The sequence below is a fragment of the Pseudomonas sp. 21LCFQ02 genome (assembly GCF_024129895.2).
GTDB lineage: Bacteria > Pseudomonadota > Gammaproteobacteria > Pseudomonadales > Pseudomonadaceae > Aquipseudomonas.
This window is the reverse complement of the sequence record NZ_JAMYEA020000002.1, coordinates 103,649-118,958: the sequence shown is the minus strand read 5'-3', so window position 1 is coordinate 118,958 and position 15,310 is coordinate 103,649. Positions and strand designations below refer to the sequence as shown.

General features: G+C 56.9%; 11 protein-coding genes and 2 pseudogenes. 4 read left to right on the top strand and 9 right to left on the bottom strand.

The features are described from left to right. Nucleotides 1–35 precede the first annotated feature (35 nt). The 7 genes and pseudogenes from NJC40_RS28585 to NJC40_RS28555 form a co-directional block, all read right to left on the bottom strand. A complete protein-coding gene (locus NJC40_RS28585; protein WP_253141005.1) occupies nucleotides 36–1,259 on the bottom strand; it encodes an RNA-guided endonuclease InsQ/TnpB family protein in 1,224 nt (407 codons plus the stop codon). Between the two features lie 329 nt (nucleotides 1,260–1,588). Beyond that, entirely contained in the window at nucleotides 1,589–1,963 is a 375-nt protein-coding gene (locus NJC40_RS28580) for a type II toxin-antitoxin system VapC family toxin (RefSeq protein WP_253142629.1), read from the bottom strand. Further along, entirely contained in the window at nucleotides 1,960–2,187 is a 228-nt protein-coding gene (locus tag NJC40_RS28575) for a type II toxin-antitoxin system Phd/YefM family antitoxin (protein ID WP_253116499.1), read from the bottom strand. The genes NJC40_RS28580 and NJC40_RS28575 overlap by 4 nt, the downstream gene beginning before the upstream one ends. 236 nt (nucleotides 2,188–2,423) lie before the next feature. Further along, nucleotides 2,424–2,858 (bottom strand): annotated as a pseudogene (locus tag NJC40_RS28570) (methyl-accepting chemotaxis protein); the annotation flags it as partial. Nucleotides 2,859–3,008: 150 nt separating this feature from the next. Next, nucleotides 3,009–3,680 (bottom strand): annotated as a pseudogene (locus NJC40_RS28565) (PAS domain-containing protein); the annotation flags it as partial. A 180-nt stretch (nucleotides 3,681–3,860) separates the two neighbouring features. Then, entirely contained in the window at nucleotides 3,861–4,247 is a 387-nt protein-coding gene (locus tag NJC40_RS28560) for a hypothetical protein (RefSeq protein WP_231906526.1), read from the bottom strand. 39 nt (nucleotides 4,248–4,286) lie between these two features. Then, nucleotides 4,287–5,495 (bottom strand): Calx-beta domain-containing protein, encoded by a 1,209-nt coding sequence (locus NJC40_RS28555; protein WP_290447762.1) that lies wholly within the window; start codon nucleotides 5,493–5,495, stop codon nucleotides 4,287–4,289. A 317-nt stretch (nucleotides 5,496–5,812) separates the two neighbouring features. Here NJC40_RS28555 and NJC40_RS28550 point away from each other — a divergent pair, with 317 nt between their 5' ends. Then, nucleotides 5,813–6,952: a glycosyltransferase family 4 protein gene (locus tag NJC40_RS28550; protein ID WP_253142628.1), complete on the top strand. Its 1,140-nt coding sequence runs from the start codon at nucleotides 5,813–5,815 to the stop codon at nucleotides 6,950–6,952. A 48-nt stretch (nucleotides 6,953–7,000) separates the two neighbouring features. Here NJC40_RS28550 and NJC40_RS28545 read toward each other — a convergent pair whose 3' ends face one another. Continuing rightward, nucleotides 7,001–9,853, bottom strand: a complete 2,853-nt coding sequence (locus NJC40_RS28545) for a DUF4214 domain-containing protein (protein ID WP_253142627.1) — start codon at nucleotides 9,851–9,853, stop codon at nucleotides 7,001–7,003. 670 nt (nucleotides 9,854–10,523) lie between these two features. Continuing rightward, entirely contained in the window at nucleotides 10,524–11,942 is a 1,419-nt protein-coding gene (locus NJC40_RS28540; RefSeq protein WP_253116492.1) for a mannose-1-phosphate guanylyltransferase/mannose-6-phosphate isomerase, read from the bottom strand. A 449-nt stretch (nucleotides 11,943–12,391) separates the two neighbouring features. Between NJC40_RS28540 and NJC40_RS28535 the strand changes: the two genes are divergently transcribed. The 3 genes from NJC40_RS28535 to NJC40_RS28525 are packed head-to-tail and all read left to right on the top strand — an operon-like array spanning nucleotide 12,392 to nucleotide 15,137. Continuing rightward, nucleotides 12,392–13,297 carry a DUF4214 domain-containing protein gene (locus tag NJC40_RS28535; RefSeq protein ID WP_253142626.1) on the top strand — a complete coding sequence of 302 codons (906 nt, stop codon included), beginning with the start codon at nucleotides 12,392–12,394 and terminating at the stop codon, nucleotides 13,295–13,297. A 40-nt stretch (nucleotides 13,298–13,337) separates the two neighbouring features. Continuing rightward, nucleotides 13,338–14,195: a DUF4214 domain-containing protein gene (locus tag NJC40_RS28530; protein WP_253142625.1), complete on the top strand. Its 858-nt coding sequence runs from the start codon at nucleotides 13,338–13,340 to the stop codon at nucleotides 14,193–14,195. 48 nt (nucleotides 14,196–14,243) lie between these two features. Further along, entirely contained in the window at nucleotides 14,244–15,137 is an 894-nt protein-coding gene (locus tag NJC40_RS28525) for a DUF4214 domain-containing protein (RefSeq protein ID WP_052483550.1), read from the top strand. The last annotated feature ends 173 nt before the right edge of the window (nucleotides 15,138–15,310 follow it).

Here is a 15,310-nt window from a genome sequence, read left to right as displayed (position 1 = left end):
CTCCCCGGCCTGAAGGCCGGAGATTCCTACGGCGCTCAGGCGCGGCATCGAGCCGCCCCTGAGTCGCTTCGGTGGGTTCCTGCTGCTGGCGCCATGACCTCTGCGCTCACTTCACAGGCTAACCGGGCGTGTCCCGCCCTTAGTACATTGATCGCCCCGACCACATCGGCGTTGCCTTCAAAACCACATCCAACACACCTGAACAGCGCTTGCGTCTGGCGGTTGGCCGCCGACACATGGCCGCAACAAGGGCACGTGCGGCTGGTATTTTGCGGCGGCACGGCAATCAGCCAGCCACCGCGCCACGCCAGCTTGTAGTCCAGTTGGCGGCGGAACTCGAACCAGCCCTGATCGAGGATGGCCCTGTTCAGGCCAGACTTGGCCCGAACGTTTCTTCCCGGCGCCTCGGTCTTACCTGCCGCCGACCTGGACATATTCCGTACCTGCAAGTCCTCGATACACACCATCGCGTGGTTTTGGCTGATCGTGGTAGAGCACTTGTGCAGGTAGTCGCGGCGGGCATTGCCGATGCGGGAATGAATGCGCTGGACGCGGGCTTTCGCTTTCTTCCAGTTGCGGCTGAATCTGACCTTGCGGCTCATCGCCTGCTGCGCTTTGCACAGCGCGGTTTCATGGCGTTTGAAGCTGTTCAGGGGTGCGTAGAACGAACCATCCGAAAGCGTGGCGAACCGGGCAATGCCCATGTCGATGCCGACTGCCGCACCCTGCGCCGTGGGCTGCTCATCGATCTCGCGTTCGGTCTGGATACTCACAAACCACTTGCCACACAACTGGCTCACGGTGATGTTCTTCACAGTACCCAGCGTCTTGCGGCTGTTGCGGTAGCGCAACCAGCCCAGCTTTGGCAGAAACAGGCGGCTGTTGGTCTGGTCGAGCTTGATCTGTTTCGGGTCGGGATAGCGGAAACTGTCGCGCTGCCCCTTCTTCTTGAACCGGGGAAAGTCGGCTCGCTTGGCGAAGAAGTTGGTGTAGGCCCGCTCCAGATCCTTGAGGCTCTGTTGCAACGGGTGAACAGGCGCATCGGCCAGCCATGCGGTTTGCGGGCTATTGCGCCATTCGGTCAGCAACTTGCACAGGCCCGCATAGCCGAGCTTCTTCTCGCCTTGCTCGTGGCGCTCCTTCTGCAACGCCAGCGCCTTGTTGAAGACGAAGCGACAGGAGCCGGCAAAGCGGCGCATTTGCCGCTCCTGCCAGCCGTCTGGCATGAGTTCGTACTTGAAGGCTTGAAGTCGTTGCATGCTGCTCTTGAGCCATGAGCAATGAAGACGACATTAGGCGCGGACGGCACGGTGTTTTCAAGGTGCATGCCCATGGGGTCTTTGTAACGAAATACCGCCGTATAAGGGCATCTGTGTCGCCGTGTTACTGCGCTTCATCCTGTGGCGGTGCGTCCATCGAACAGCAGCAGACACCCCACTGCAACCAGGGACGGCTACGCCGTCCGCGCTATCCTTCCCCGCCCTGAACGGCGGGGCTTATCGCGCCTTGATGGTCAATTGGGTAGGCTCGCTCACCTCAGAGCCTTCCTGTATAAGCGGCTCCGATCTAACGGCTCAAACAAGATGACTCAAACAACCAACGTATGGGGATACAAGCGCAACATGCGGTCATGCGTGACCAGGCTGATACCCTCAACCAACGCCTGAGCCACCATAATGCGGTCGAATGGGTCGCGGTGATGATCCGGCAAGGTGCTGATCGCCAGGCTGTGCTCGCTGGTAATCGGCAATTCAAGATAACCTGCGTCCAGCAGTGCCTTACGCAACAAGGAAGGAACGATACCTGTTCGCTCAGCCCCTTTTATCGTGAGTTCCCACAGGCTGGCTGCGCTGAAATAAAGAATATTGGCTTCATCGTCGATCAATCTCGCGGCCTCTGTTGAAAGCCTTACATCGTCCGTTGCAGCCCATACCAGGACGTGGGTATCAAACAGCAGCTTCATTCTTTGTGCTCAAACAGATCTGCAATCTCGCTGTCCATCGCCTGCGAAGCGTCGGCATCAAACGTCACATCCTTCAACATGCCCCGCCGCCTTGGTGCTGTGATGGGGACCAGTTTCGCGACCGGTACGCCGGCCTTGGCAATGATGATGGTTTCCCCATTGGCCGCGGCATCGACGAGCTGAGAAAAATTGGTTTTGGCTGCATGAATGTTGTGCGTTTGCATACAACATATCTCAATCAGTGAAGGGGTGCTCCTAAGGTTAGTCCAGTAACTGGACTAACTCAATCAGGCTGTTCTTCTCGTTAGATTGGCATCCTCCCCGGTCTAAGTGCCAAGGCTTGTCGCGAACCGGATCAGTGGGTGCCTTGCATTGGCGATTTTGCACGCTTGTACAAGGCTAGAATGCAAGACATCTCTCTTTCTCCTGAAGGGCACTTCCGATAATTCTTCGTGCGCCCCTACAACTGACTGGCAAAGCGCCCCACCGCATTGACCACCTGCTGCGCCCCATCCTGAATCTCGACAATCACCGACCCTGCCTCATTGGCCAGCGCCAGTCCTTGTTCGGCCTGGCCGCGGCTGTTGGCCATGCCGCGCACGGCTTCGTCGGTCAGCGACTGGTTCTGCTGCACCACGCTGACAATCTCTTCGGTGGCCGCGCTGGTGCGCCCGGCCAGTTGCCGGACCTCGTCGGCGACCACGGCAAAGCCCCTGCCCTGCTCGCCGGCACGGGCCGCCTCGATGGCGGCGTTGAGGGCCAACAGGTTGGTTTGCTGGGCAATCCCGCCGATGGTCTGCACGATGGAGCTGATCAGCAACGACTGCTTGCCCAGCGCTTCGATGCCGGCAGAGGCCGACTGCATTTCTTCCGAGATCCGCCGCATGGTGTGCACGGTGTTCTGCACCACTTCGGCGCCGCGCCGGGCAGTGACGTCGGTGCGCTGGGAAATATCGAACGCGATACTCGCCGCCTGGCTGACATCCTCTTCGCGGGCGACCTGATCCGTGATCACGGTGGCGAACTTGACCACCTTGTACAGCTTGCCCTGAGCATCGTGCACCGGGTTATAGGTCGCCTCCAGCCATACCGGGCGGCCATGGCTGTCGATGCGCTTGAAACGGCTGGCCACGAACTCACCCCGGTTAAGGGTCGACCAGAACTCCCGGTAAGCATTGGACGCCACTTCGGCGGGCTCACAGAACATGCTGTGATGCTTGCCGCGGATCTGCGCCATGTTGTAGCCCATGCCACGCAAAAACTGCTCATTGGCCTTGAGCACATGGCCGCTCAGGTCGAACTCGATCACTGCCGTAGAGCGCAATAGCGCCTGGATGAACGCCGCGTTTTCGGCGGCGGTGTCCACCGACTCGGTAATGTCCGAGCCCAGGCAATGAATGCCTGTCAATTGACCGCGAGCGTCCTGCAACGGCTGCCATACGGCCCGGATCCAGGCCAGGCTGCCATCGGCTCGCAGAAAGCGGTAAGTGTCGGTCACCGGCTCGCCCTTCTGCACCGACGCCACCAGATTGCGGTAACAGTCGAGCTGTTTGACATAGGCCGGGATGTACTGATCCAGCGGCTTGCCCACCACCTGCTCGGCGCGATAACCCAACATACGCAGGAAATTGTCATTGGCCTCAATAACATTGTATTGAGCATCAAGGATGATATGCACCAGACATGCATCAATGCCTTTTTGCAATTGCTGGAACATCGACAATTCGGAATGCAGCGCCTGGACTTCCGTTTTCAAGCGGGTATTGAACATAGCGACACCGATCGTTGGAGTGGACCCTCTGCTATTGGCAAGCGTAGACGGGGTTTATTCAACTCATGCATCCGGACATAAAAAAACCCCGAAAACGGGGTTTGAAAGCGGCCATAAAATGTCCTGTCACTGATCGCTATCAGCCTGACAGTTGAGCAAGTCCTCATCATCGATCACGAAGGCCTGCGAGGTACTGATCTGCTGCCTTTGAATCACACACTCATCTTCATCCTCATCCACCAGGCGCACATCCCAAAGGCCTGCTTCCACGTTGCTGACGCTAAGGGTCATGCCGGCTTTGAGTACTTGCTTGCCCAAGTGATCATCGCCCCAGTCGCCTTGACTGGAGGGCGCGAAATAGATTTCGTGGATATCCCAGGATGACTGGTTCTGAATCTGGATCGTTGCCGCAGCAGCAGGCGCGGTTGGCATGAACACCAACGAAAGACCAACGATGGCAAAGGCTTTCTTCATAGGGTTCTCGATAACAGGCTCAATGACAGAGGCGGCCACAATGCTAAGACCGCTCTGCCGCGTCAACACCCTGCCCGCTTAAACCAGCCAGACATCATCATTGAGGATGGTGCGCATGCCGGTCAGAACCAATGCCCCGTTGTCGAACGCTGCGCCTGAGGGGTTAGTAAAGTCCATGTAGAAGGTTTCGTTGGACTCCAGTTTGTTATCGCCCACGATCTCGACCGCCACCACGGCTTTGGTTTCATTCGGGTAGAACACCAGGGTGCCCTTGTTGGCCAGGTAATCCTCACCGGCTTTGGCAGTGCCATCACGGGTAGTGAAGTTCAGGCTGATCAGCTTGTTGGGATCTTTTCTTGGCGTGGTGAGCTCGACCATGAAATAGGCATTGGTGAACGTACCGGCCTGCCCCTCAACCACCTTCTGCTTGACTTCGGACATCTTGGTCGGCGCATCGGTGTAGCTGGCACGAATGGCCTGGTCGATGAACTGTTGCTGGGCGCTGACCCGCTGCCAGGCGGCAAACTCACCAAAGCTGCTGTTAAGGCTGTTGTCGATGTCAGGGCGTACATTGCCCAGGCTCAGGGTGCTGATGTAGCTGGCAATGCCGGCCACCTTGTTGCCAATGAAAGCAGGTCCGCCACTGTCACCGCTGCTGAGCATGCCTTCATTCTGGCCAAGCCCGGTGTGCTTGAGATTGAGAAAGCGCCCCAAAGCATCCTGATTGCTGCTGCCATTATCGAAATCGGCGATCAATTGGGTGCCGGCCTTGGGTGAGAAAGGCAGATAGCCGCCGGCCTTGGCTTTGAGTGCAGCCGCATCGGCATCAAAAGTATTCATTGCCTTCTGGCGAATCGGCGCCGACGAGTAGCTGCTGGACATCCCGGCGGCGCCGGTACCTGGCTTGCCGTAACCGATGATGGTCATGGCCTGGCCGATCTCGTCGGTATTGCGGTAGATGTCATAACGCTCGGCGCTCACCGGGGCGTGGCCGTTGAGCCAGACAATGGCCATATCGTTGTTCAGGTTGGCAGCGTCATAACCCGGCAAGATCGTGACCTTGCTTGAGCTCATGCTCTTGGTGCCAGCCGAGGTCTCGAAGGTCACGGTACTTTGCGAATTGCCCGGCTTGAACAGATGCGCCGCCGTGAGAATCGCCTGGCCGCCGTAGAGCAGCACGCCGGTTCCGTAAACACCTCCTGTGGAAACCTTTACAACGCCATCATATCCCTGGCCTAGCGCTGCCTTGTTGCGAGAATCCGTGTAGGAGGTGACCGTCGAGACCATGAATCAATACCCGGTGCTGGTTGTGATGGCCGCGATTGTGTCGATTTGCCATTACGCAAGGGAGTGCTGGTCGTCGGATTGGCGTCACGGTGCCATCATCTCTTTAGTTATCCGCCAAACGGTATAACGCTAAAGAGCTAACGCTAAAGTTAAGGTGCCGTTCTCCACTGGCCTGGAAAATGCCTTTAAGCCCCAGTCGTGTTAGGCTCCGCGCCCTGATCAAGTTGCATATATGCACACGCTGGCATCGGCTGAAGACTTGTTAAAAGTCTGCCGTCGAATGAACCAGCCATCATTGAATCGAGATAAATCACAGAATGAAGATTGGCTTGAGTTGTACGGTCTGGGCAGGCGGCGAACGCGCTGGTCACCTGGATGGCATCGGCACTTACTCCCGTGCATTGTGGAATGGCCTGGGCGACATCACCCAACAGACAGGCGACAGCCTCAGCCCTTATGCCTTCGGTCGTGACTTGCCAAACATGGCGTGCGGCACACCGAAGCAACTTGCCGAACGCTTCCCGGTACACGCCCTGCTCAGCGGTATTCTCAAGCTGCCCCTGGCCAACTCTCGCGCCATCGCCCAGGACATTGACCTGTTCCATGCCACTGACCACCACATCCCGCGTATCGCCGGGGTGCTCACGGTGGCCACCATCATGGATGTGATCCCCATGCTGCACCCCGAGTGGATCAAGAATGACCTGCGCAGCCTCAAAAGCTGGCTGTTCAAAACAGCGATTCTCAAGGCCGATCACATCATCACCATCTCCGAATACAGCAAACAGGACATGGTCGAGCACCTGAAAATCGCCCCGGAGCGCATCAGCGTCACCCCGCTTGGGGTCGAACCGGTTTATTTCGAGCAGATCGCAGAGCAGCACAAAGAAGCCGTACTGAATAAGCACGGCCTCAAGCCCGGCTTCTTCCTGTTCGTCGGCACCCTGCAACCACGCAAAAACCTGCCGCGCATCCTGCAAGCGTTCAAACAGCTGCCGCAGGCGCTGCGCAAGGAACACCCGCTGGTGATTGTGGGTCGTGACGGCTGGAATAACGAAGAGCTGCTGCCGCAACTGGCACAGCTGGAACAACAAGGTGAAGGCCGCTGGCTCAGCTACCTGCCACAAACCGAAGTCATGGCCCTGCTACAGAGTGCCAGCGCGCTGGTGTTCCCCTCACTGTATGAAGGTTTTGGCCTGCCGGTGATCGAAGCCTTTGCCGCGCAGTGCCCGGTGATTGCCTCCAACAGTACTTCGGTGCCTGAAGTGGCGGGCGATGCTGCCTGGGCTGTCGACCCCTACAGCGTGGAGAGTATCAGCGCTGCCATGCAGGACCTGCTGAACCAGCCACAGGCCCGTGAAGAAAAGGTCCAGCGCGGTCTGCAACGCGCACGCCAGTACACCTGGCAAGAATGCGCGCGTCAGACCCTGGCGGTTTATCACAAGGTACGGGGCTAACGCACCGCAACCCCTGGGGGCTTGTCTTTCAGACGAGCCCCCCCGGCCTCAAACCAATCCCAAGTTGACAATGGCTCCAGCATTGTTTGGACTTTGCCCGACCAGAACGATCGCAACCTGTTCGATACCTGATCCGGTGTCAGCATCCCACACCACAAGCGTGTCCTCAGAGTTACCGTTTTGCGAAGCCACAAACTCGCCGTCGGCGTATATACCCTTGACGAACGCATAGCCGCCATTGCTGACCGTGGTGATGCTGCCCTGTTGCAACGCTGGAGAATCATTGTTGCTCAACTGGAAGCTGCTCAGATTAATATGGTCCCGATTAGAGTCAGCTAAACTGCCATAAAACGCCGAGTAGGTATCAAAACTACCGTCTGCCGCCGTGAAGGCCCCCTGAGAGAAACTGAATGTGTCAGCCTGTGCGGCAGACGTGTACGTGACAGTGATCTTGCCATCGGAAATGTTGCCATTGAGCGCATCATTGCCTGCTGTAGCCTGCAGTGCCAGCGCACTGGCATATTTCAGTCCATATTCTGGCAAGTTGCTGACATCGGTAACGGCTCCTGACACCGAGAAGTTATTGATGAACTCATTGCTATTTTCAGCAATTGACAAGACAAAACCTTCTAAAGCCGTGACCACGCCACCGGCCACAAAATCAACGACCTTGACGCCCACGACATTCTGGCCTTGCAAACTTTGCGGGACCACCAGATTGCTGAGGGTGTCTGAAAGGATGACACCCGTATAACCAGGCGCATTGAAAATCGAACTGTTATTGGTTTGCGCGGCGGTGATGTTTGCAATGCTGTCTGCGACTACAAACCCTTGGGCGTCGATCACAATACTCGTGCCAGTGCTCACAGGCACATCAAGATTGGCCACTGAATCAGCAATGATATAGTCATGCGAGCTCGTCAGCGCCGACGCGCCCAGATTTGTCAGGGTATCGCGCAGGACAATGCCACTATTGGGAAATGACAGGTTAGCGGTGCTTTGAAGCTCATTGTAGTCTGCGATACTGATCGGGCCTGCCGGCACAACGGTAATATGCTCAGCCCCGTCAAGAACAGTAGCGTCATTGATTTTACTGGCGAGCAGGTTCTTGGCAGTGTCGCTCAGGCTGTAAGTCCACTCTGTGTCATTCGGGTCATAAATCATCTTGGCCAGGTCGCTGCGCTGCTGAACCGTCAGGGTTCCTGCCGCATCATTGACGAGTGTCAGACTGTTGGTATTGCGCGTCTCACCTTGGGTCAATTGCAGAAGATTCAGCGCCGTGTCTTCGACGTCGGCGTACCAGGCCTGAGTGGTGACCAACGTCTTGAGCACATTAAACTGCTTGGCGGTAAGCACAACACCCAGCACGTTACCGTTCAGATCAAGGTCAGTGAGCGTGACGGTGCCGGTACCAGGGGTAAACGTGGCATTTATCAGCGCCGAGGCAGTGGACGATAGGGTCTCGAACGAAACCGTACCGGTAATCTTGATGCCCAGTGCATTCAGGTCAGCCAACGTCACCGGACCGGAAACTTCAAGATTCACAGGACCTTTTACATAAGTGGTATTGGTCTTCAGCGCGGTTGCCGTGTCCAGGATGCTGGTCGCCAGCACCGGCCCTGAAATCTGATCGTCGAAAGCACTTAGTTGGGCAATATTCAACGTCTCCGTCACCCGGGCATTGAGGGTACTCAAGCCCGTCACATCAGTAGAAGCCAGGTTATAGAACGCAAGCAGATCGGCCTGAGATCCATAAACGTTTGCCAACTTATTGAGGTCTACCTTGATGTCATAGGTATTGGCGATATGCGAGGCGGCCTGAACCGACAGGTCTTCACCTTTCAGAAACGGAATGACCAGCGTTCCGGTACCGTTGATTTCAATATCAGAGAAATTCGTACCCAACTGGTAAACGGTGGTGGTGGGCGACAGTTTTATACTGTCCACAGTCAAACTGGAAACGTCCAGCTTATTGATGCTTACCGAACTTCCAACCGCCGGCGTGAATACGTATTTTTCGTTCACCAGCGACAACGTGACATTTCCGTTGCCGTTGCCAACGGTGTAATGCCCGGCACTCGTTTCAGTCACGGTAAAGGTCGGCGTAACAGTGCCACCGCCTGTCCCCGGCGTTGCAGTGCCAACATCATTACCTGCCTGTGTGGCCGGATTGGCCAGTGCGGTCGGGTCTGTCAGAGCGGCAGTGGTCTTGGTGTTGATCGTGGTAAGCAGGGTGGTCAGGTTGGTGCCACTGCTGACATTGGCAACAACGGTTTCCAGATAGGTTGCCAGGTTCTTGACCTCGGCAGGCGCAGTCTTGATCAATTGCGCAACCTGGTCGAGTGTCGATGAGACCAGAGTCAGAATGGCAGAGGTCTGTGCAGCAGGATCGGCAGGTACTAGTTTGATCAGATCCAGAGTAGCCGTGAGTGTATCGGCGTCACTGGATACTGCACTGAGCACCTTGGCCGCCAGAGACAGGTCCGTCAGGCCCTTTTCAGCGAAGGCCACACCTACCAGGGCCTTGTTATTGACCAATGCCGCATCAGCCTGACCTTGCGTCGAGGTGTTGGCCTTGGCGCCATTGAGCACGGCAGCGATGAACACCTCACGGCTCATGCCATTGGCTTCCAGCTCGGTTTTCCAGTAAGCCACACCGCCGCTGTCGCCGCTACGACCGAAAATATTGTTGTAGACCGCTTCAATAAAAGCGTCCGTCGACAAGGAGGATGGGTACTTCTCCAACGCTTCGGCCTGTTCATTTGCCCAGTTGGCGGAGATCGACTCAAGGCTCATGTTGCCGTTGCTCAGTTCGTTGACCCAATAGGCCAGGCCACCGGCATCAGGGGCACGATTGAAAAAGGCGGTATACAGCTCTGCCAGATCTGATTGAAAGCTCATGAGTTGCTCCTGATGAAAAGGCCCCAGCGGCTCACCTCTACGAGTGAGTAGGCGATCCTTTATCAATGGTTAGGTGTTGGCTAAGCGACGCCCCTGAAAATTTTTGTTACAGGGTGCTTTCCGAGCATCTCAAACAAACAAGGCAACTTCTATAAAAATATTTAACGACGTCGTTTTTGATAAGGACATAACCAATTCTGGCTAAATGAAACAGCCATTCAATTGACGCCAACAAAACTCAATACCTGAAAGTTATAAAACTATATAGATAGGCACTTTCTTGATAACTCGCTTTATCCTGCGCCTGGGAACCCGTTGCCAGCTCATCTGTCGAGAAATACCTGCGTACCTCTGCAAGTCTCGAAATAGACTGTTCATAAGGTATGAGCAAGCAAAATAGAAAGGGCATCTTTTGGCAGATGCGAAAGGATTTACGGCCAGACGCTCATGGTGCGCCGACAGGAGAATGCAGATCCGTTCAGCGATTATCGAACCTGATTCGATTCCGGTGGGAGCGACCGTGGTCACGAAAGAGTCGGTGAAGGGCACCTCTAAAGTCACAGCATCTGCTGCGAATGTGCCTTCGCCTTCGCTGGCAAGCCAGCTCCCACCGGGATTTGCGCCTTTAACCGAACATAGTGGCTAGCCCGCAAGCGCCACCGACATCGGTTTACTTGGCCAGACGCCCGTAACGATCCTCAAACCGCACAATGTCGTCCTCGCCCAGATAGGCACCGGACTGCACCTCGATCAGTTCCAGCGGCACCTTGCCCGGGTTGGCCAGCGAGTGCTTGACGCCCAGCGGAATATAGGTCGACTGGTTCTCGGAGAGGATCAGTTCCTGGTCATCACAGGTCACCTTGGCGGTACCGGACACCACGATCCAGTGCTCGGCGCGGTGGTAGTGCAGTTGCAGCGACAGGCACTCACCCGGCAATACGCTGATGCGCTTGACCTGGTAGCGGTCGCCCTTGTCGATGGTGTCGTAATGGCCCCACGGACGATTGACCAGCGGATGGGTGACGAACTCCGGACGCTCTTCGGCCTGCAGACGCTTGACCACGTCCTTGACCTGCTGGCTGTCGTGCTTGTTGGCCACCAGGATGGCGTCCTTGGTCTCGATGACGATCAGGTCCTCGACGCCCACGGTGGCCACCAGGCGGTGATGCGACTGCACCAGGCAGTTGTTGGTGTCGATGGCCAGCACGTCGCCTTCCAGGCGGTTGGCGTTGGCATCATGCGGGCCGACATCCCAGATCGCCGACCAGCTGCCCAGATCGTTCCAGCCAGCGTTCAGCGGCACCACCAGACCGGCTTCGGTGTGCTCCATCACCGCGTAGTCGACCGACTCGTCAGCGCACAGCGCGAACTGCTCGGCCTGGACATGGGTGAAGTAGCTGTCGGTCTGCGCATGCTCCAGCGCCACCCGGCAAGCACTGAGAATATCCGGGCGATGACGCTCCAGCTCGGCGAGGAACACCGAGGCACGGAACATGAACATGCCGCTGTTCCACAGGTAAGCCCCTGAAGACAGGTACTCGGCGGCCAGCTCCGGCGATGGCTTCTCTTTGAACGCGGCGATCGCGAAACCACCCTGCTCAATGGCCTTGCCACACTGGATATAACCGAAGCCGGTCTCAGGATGCGTCGGGGTGATGCCGAAAGTCACCAGACGGCCCGCCTCGGCATGCGCCTGGGCGACCTGCACGGCGTTGCGAAACGCCTGCTCGTCATGAATGTGGTGGTCGGCCGCCAGCACCAGCAGCACCGGATCGGCACCGTCTACGGTGGCTTGCAGCGCCGCCAGAGCAATGGCCGGCGCGGTGTTGCGCGCCAGCGGCTCAAGGATGATGCGCTGGCTCTTGATCTTCGCCACACGCAGTTGCTCGGCGACGATAAAGCGATGGTTTTCGTTGCTCACCACCAGGGCTGGCGAGTGCTCCAGGCCGTCCAGGCGCGCCAGGGTGCGCTGAAACATCGTCCCCTGATCCTGACCGTCCAGGGCCAGAAATTGCTTGGGGAAGCTCTGCCGCGACAGCGGCCACAGCCGTGAACCGTTACCGCCAGCCAGAATTACAGGGGTGAACATAGAAGCTCCATTCTGATAGCCACGCGGGCATGCGAAGGGCCGCATTATCCGGGGGCTGTAAGGGGGATGCAATATAAAGCGGGTATGAGTCCCGCCGGTGTTTTATAGGCGTTACAAGCCTGCTGCACTGGCTTGACATCGAAGTCATTCGAGGCAATGAACGCTGCTCAGAACATGGCTTGCTGGCAAGAGTTCAAGACCCTCGATGGATAAATGGCGTTTAGCCACAATCTCGCTGCGATCTTCTCTGAAAGCCCCGTATTTTCACTCATTCAGCGCGGCTTTAGCACGAATTGTAATCAATACGGAACAATTGGATCCATTACGAGGTCGAAGGTTACAAATTTGTATCGGCCACCTGTAAACGTCGATACAGAAGTACGGGCTGGATACCCTTAGTTCGATTCATGATGATCGTGCGCGGCCAGCCTTCGAACCCAGGAGGATCAATGGCAACGCTGAAGCTTCATCAACCCATCAATATGAACACCCTCCAGGCTTGGGATGGCGAATTTCCCATTGCCGATGCGGGGCATATCAGGGCTACCGATGGCGTCAGAACCCAGGATTATTTCGGTTCTTTCCAGTACAGCAACGGCGAACTCAGCGGCGGTACGTTAACCGCGACGAGCGCTTATCAAAACGGCCTGTATTACGAAGTCACCGACCTGAACATCGACGCCGCGATCATGGCCGAGTATGTCTACAACTTCGACATGGCAGGCGCCATGCGCGAAGTCCTCAAAGGCAACGACACCATCATCGGCTCTGCGGGCAATGACCTGCTGATCGGTGGTACAGGCAACGACCATTACGACGGCGGCGCGGGCATCGATACCGTGGCTTATACCACCGGCAGATCCAGCGCCAGCGTAACCGCCACCGACAGCGGTTATACCCTGCAGACACCCGGCAAAACCGACACGCTGGTCAACATCGAACGGGTTAACTTCGGTGACGGCTCGACCCTGGCCCTGGACGTTGGCCAATGGCAAAACACCGGCGCAGCCTTTCGCCTTTACCAGGCCGCGTTCGACCGAGAGCCGGACCAGGGCGGGCTGAAATACTGGATCAACGATCTGGACAAAGGCGCGACTCTCCAGCAAGTCGCCCAGGGTTTTATCGACAGCGCCGAGTTCAAGAAACTCACACCAGGCACCGATAACAAATCCCTGATTAACAGCTTCTACCAGCACGTCCTGCATCGTGAGGCCGATGAAGGCGGCTTCAAATACTGGGAAGACTCCATGGCCGCCGGCATGACCGCCAGCGAAGTACTGGTGTCGTTTTCTGAAAGCGCCGAAAACCTCGCCAACACCAACGCCGACCTCAATGGCGGGCTGTGGCTGGTTTGATCACTGTCCATCCAAGACATTAAGGAGCTAAGGAGTCCCTATGGCCCGTGTAGTTTATAAACGCCCTTTCGATGGCTTTGATCTTGACCAAGCGCTGCGCGCCGTCGCACCAGAACACGTTAAATCCGCGTTAGGCCCTGCCGTCGACTATGAATTGGGCGCCTACAGCGTCAATACAACGCAGGTCGGCGGCCGGCTATTTCGCGCGGAGTTTGCCAAAGACGACAAGCTCTACCTGACGGTTCAAAACCTGACACCAGACACCTCCCTGTCCAGTGCCGCCTCGTTGTTTTCCGGCAGTGATTCCTTTGAAGGCTCAGACGGCAACGATCATTTTTATGCGTCTGCCGGTAACGATCTTTACCGAGGTAATGGCGGCATCGACACCGTTCATTACAGCGGCTCAAAAAACGATTACACCCTCAACGGCGGCAACCTGACTGGCGAGGGAAAAACCGACTTCCTGAACCCCGACATCGAGCGCATCCACTTCGAAGGCGATAACTCGACCCTGGCCCGGGACGTTGGTCAATGGCAGAACGCCGGCTCAGCTTACCGCCTGTACAAGGCAGCGTTCGACCGTACACCCGATACCGGTGGCCTGAAATACTGGATCAACGACCTGGACAATGGCGCCACGTTGCAACAAGTCGCACAGGGCTTCATCGACAGCGCCGAATTCAAGGCCCTCACACCCGGTAACGACGCCGGCTCGATCATCAACAGCTTCTACCTGCATGTTCTGCATCGTGACGCCGATGAAGGCGGCTTCAACTACTGGGCAGACTCCATGGCCGCCGGCATGACCGCCAGTGAAGTGCTGGTGTCGTTCTCGGAAAGCGCCGAAAACCTCGCCAACACCAACGCCGACCTCAATGGCGGGCTTTGGCTGGTCTGATCACCCATCACCTTTCACCTCCAACTCCAAACGGGACAAAGACTCTCAATGGCAACTATTACCTACAGAAGCCCCTTCGACAGCACTGATCTGGACCGCGCCTCCCATGCAGGCGTTAACGGGCAGGTTGTTTCGGCCAACAGCATGCGCATCGTCTACAGCGATGGCACCTACAAGGCCGAAGTAAGCGGCTTCCTGGGCTCGGGCAACCCCCAAGTCGATAAATTCACCGGGGTCAGCTACTCGAAGAACGACGTGGTGTTTCTGACCGTCACCGGGCTCGACGTCAAAGTCGCCGATGCGTCGAGCGTCACCTCGTTCTACGACGGTGATGACACCTACCGAGGCTCGGCAGGCAACGATGATTTCCAGGCTTCGCTGGGTAACGACACCTACTTCGGTGACGACGGTATCGATACCATCCATTACAACGCGCTGAGCAAAGACTTCACCGTCGACTCCATGGGCAGCGCCCTGAGCAACGTCGAAGGCCTGGGCAAAAAAGACACCTTGTTCAGCATCGAGCGAGTCAACTTTCAACAAGACAACGCCACCGTGGCGCTGGATGTTGGCCAGTGGCAAAACGCCGGGGCAGCCTTTCGCTTGTACCAGGCTGCATTCGACCGCAAACCGGACATGGGCGGCCTGAAATACTGGATCAACGACCTGGACCAAGGCGCGACCATTCAGCAGGTCGCACAGGGCTTTGTCGACAGCGCCGAGTTCAAGAAGCTCACACCCGGCACGGACAACAAGTCGATCATCAACAGCTTCTACCAACACGTGCTGCACCGTGATGCCGATGCCGGTGGTTTTAAATACTGGGAAGACTCCATGGCCGGCGGCATGACCGCCAGCGAAGTGCTGGTGTCGTTCTCGGAAAGCGCAGAGAACATGAACAACACCTCGGCAGACCTCAACGGCGGTTTGTGGTTGGTTTGATCTTTTAAGGGCTTTGGGTCACCACACGGGCTATATCTGGATTGGCCCTTTCACGAGCAAGACAGATCGCCGCCCGCTCGTTCCCACCGTATTTCAAGTCAGAATCCGGGTGGGAACGACCTTGGTCGTGAAAGCCATGGGTCTGGCGATACACCCTGTTGTGTCTGGCCTGC

Excerpts from the sequence above, each read along its gene's own strand:
- NJC40_RS28545 (WP_253142627.1), bottom strand. The coding sequence starts at position 9,853 with ATGAGCTTTCAATCAGATCTGGCAGAGCTGTATACCGCCTTTTTCAAT.
- NJC40_RS28540 (WP_253116492.1), bottom strand. The coding sequence starts at position 11,942 with ATGTTCACCCCTGTAATTCTGGCTGGCGGTAACGGTTCACGGCTGTGG.
- NJC40_RS28580 (WP_253142629.1), bottom strand. The coding sequence starts at position 1,963 with ATGAAGCTGCTGTTTGATACCCACGTCCTGGTATGGGCTGCAACGGAC.
- NJC40_RS28535 (WP_253142626.1), top strand. The coding sequence starts at position 12,392 with ATGGCAACGCTGAAGCTTCATCAACCCATCAATATGAACACCCTCCAG.
- NJC40_RS28575 (WP_253116499.1), bottom strand. The coding sequence starts at position 2,187 with ATGCAAACGCACAACATTCATGCAGCCAAAACCAATTTTTCTCAGCTC.
- NJC40_RS28555 (WP_290447762.1), bottom strand. The coding sequence starts at position 5,495 with ATGGTCTCGACGGTCACCTCCTACACGGATTCTCGCAACAAGGCAGCG.
- NJC40_RS28525 (WP_052483550.1), top strand. The coding sequence starts at position 14,244 with ATGGCAACTATTACCTACAGAAGCCCCTTCGACAGCACTGATCTGGAC.
- NJC40_RS28530 (WP_253142625.1), top strand. The coding sequence starts at position 13,338 with ATGGCCCGTGTAGTTTATAAACGCCCTTTCGATGGCTTTGATCTTGAC.
- NJC40_RS28585 (WP_253141005.1), bottom strand. The coding sequence starts at position 1,259 with ATGCAACGACTTCAAGCCTTCAAGTACGAACTCATGCCAGACGGCTGG.
- NJC40_RS28550 (WP_253142628.1), top strand. The coding sequence starts at position 5,813 with ATGAAGATTGGCTTGAGTTGTACGGTCTGGGCAGGCGGCGAACGCGCT.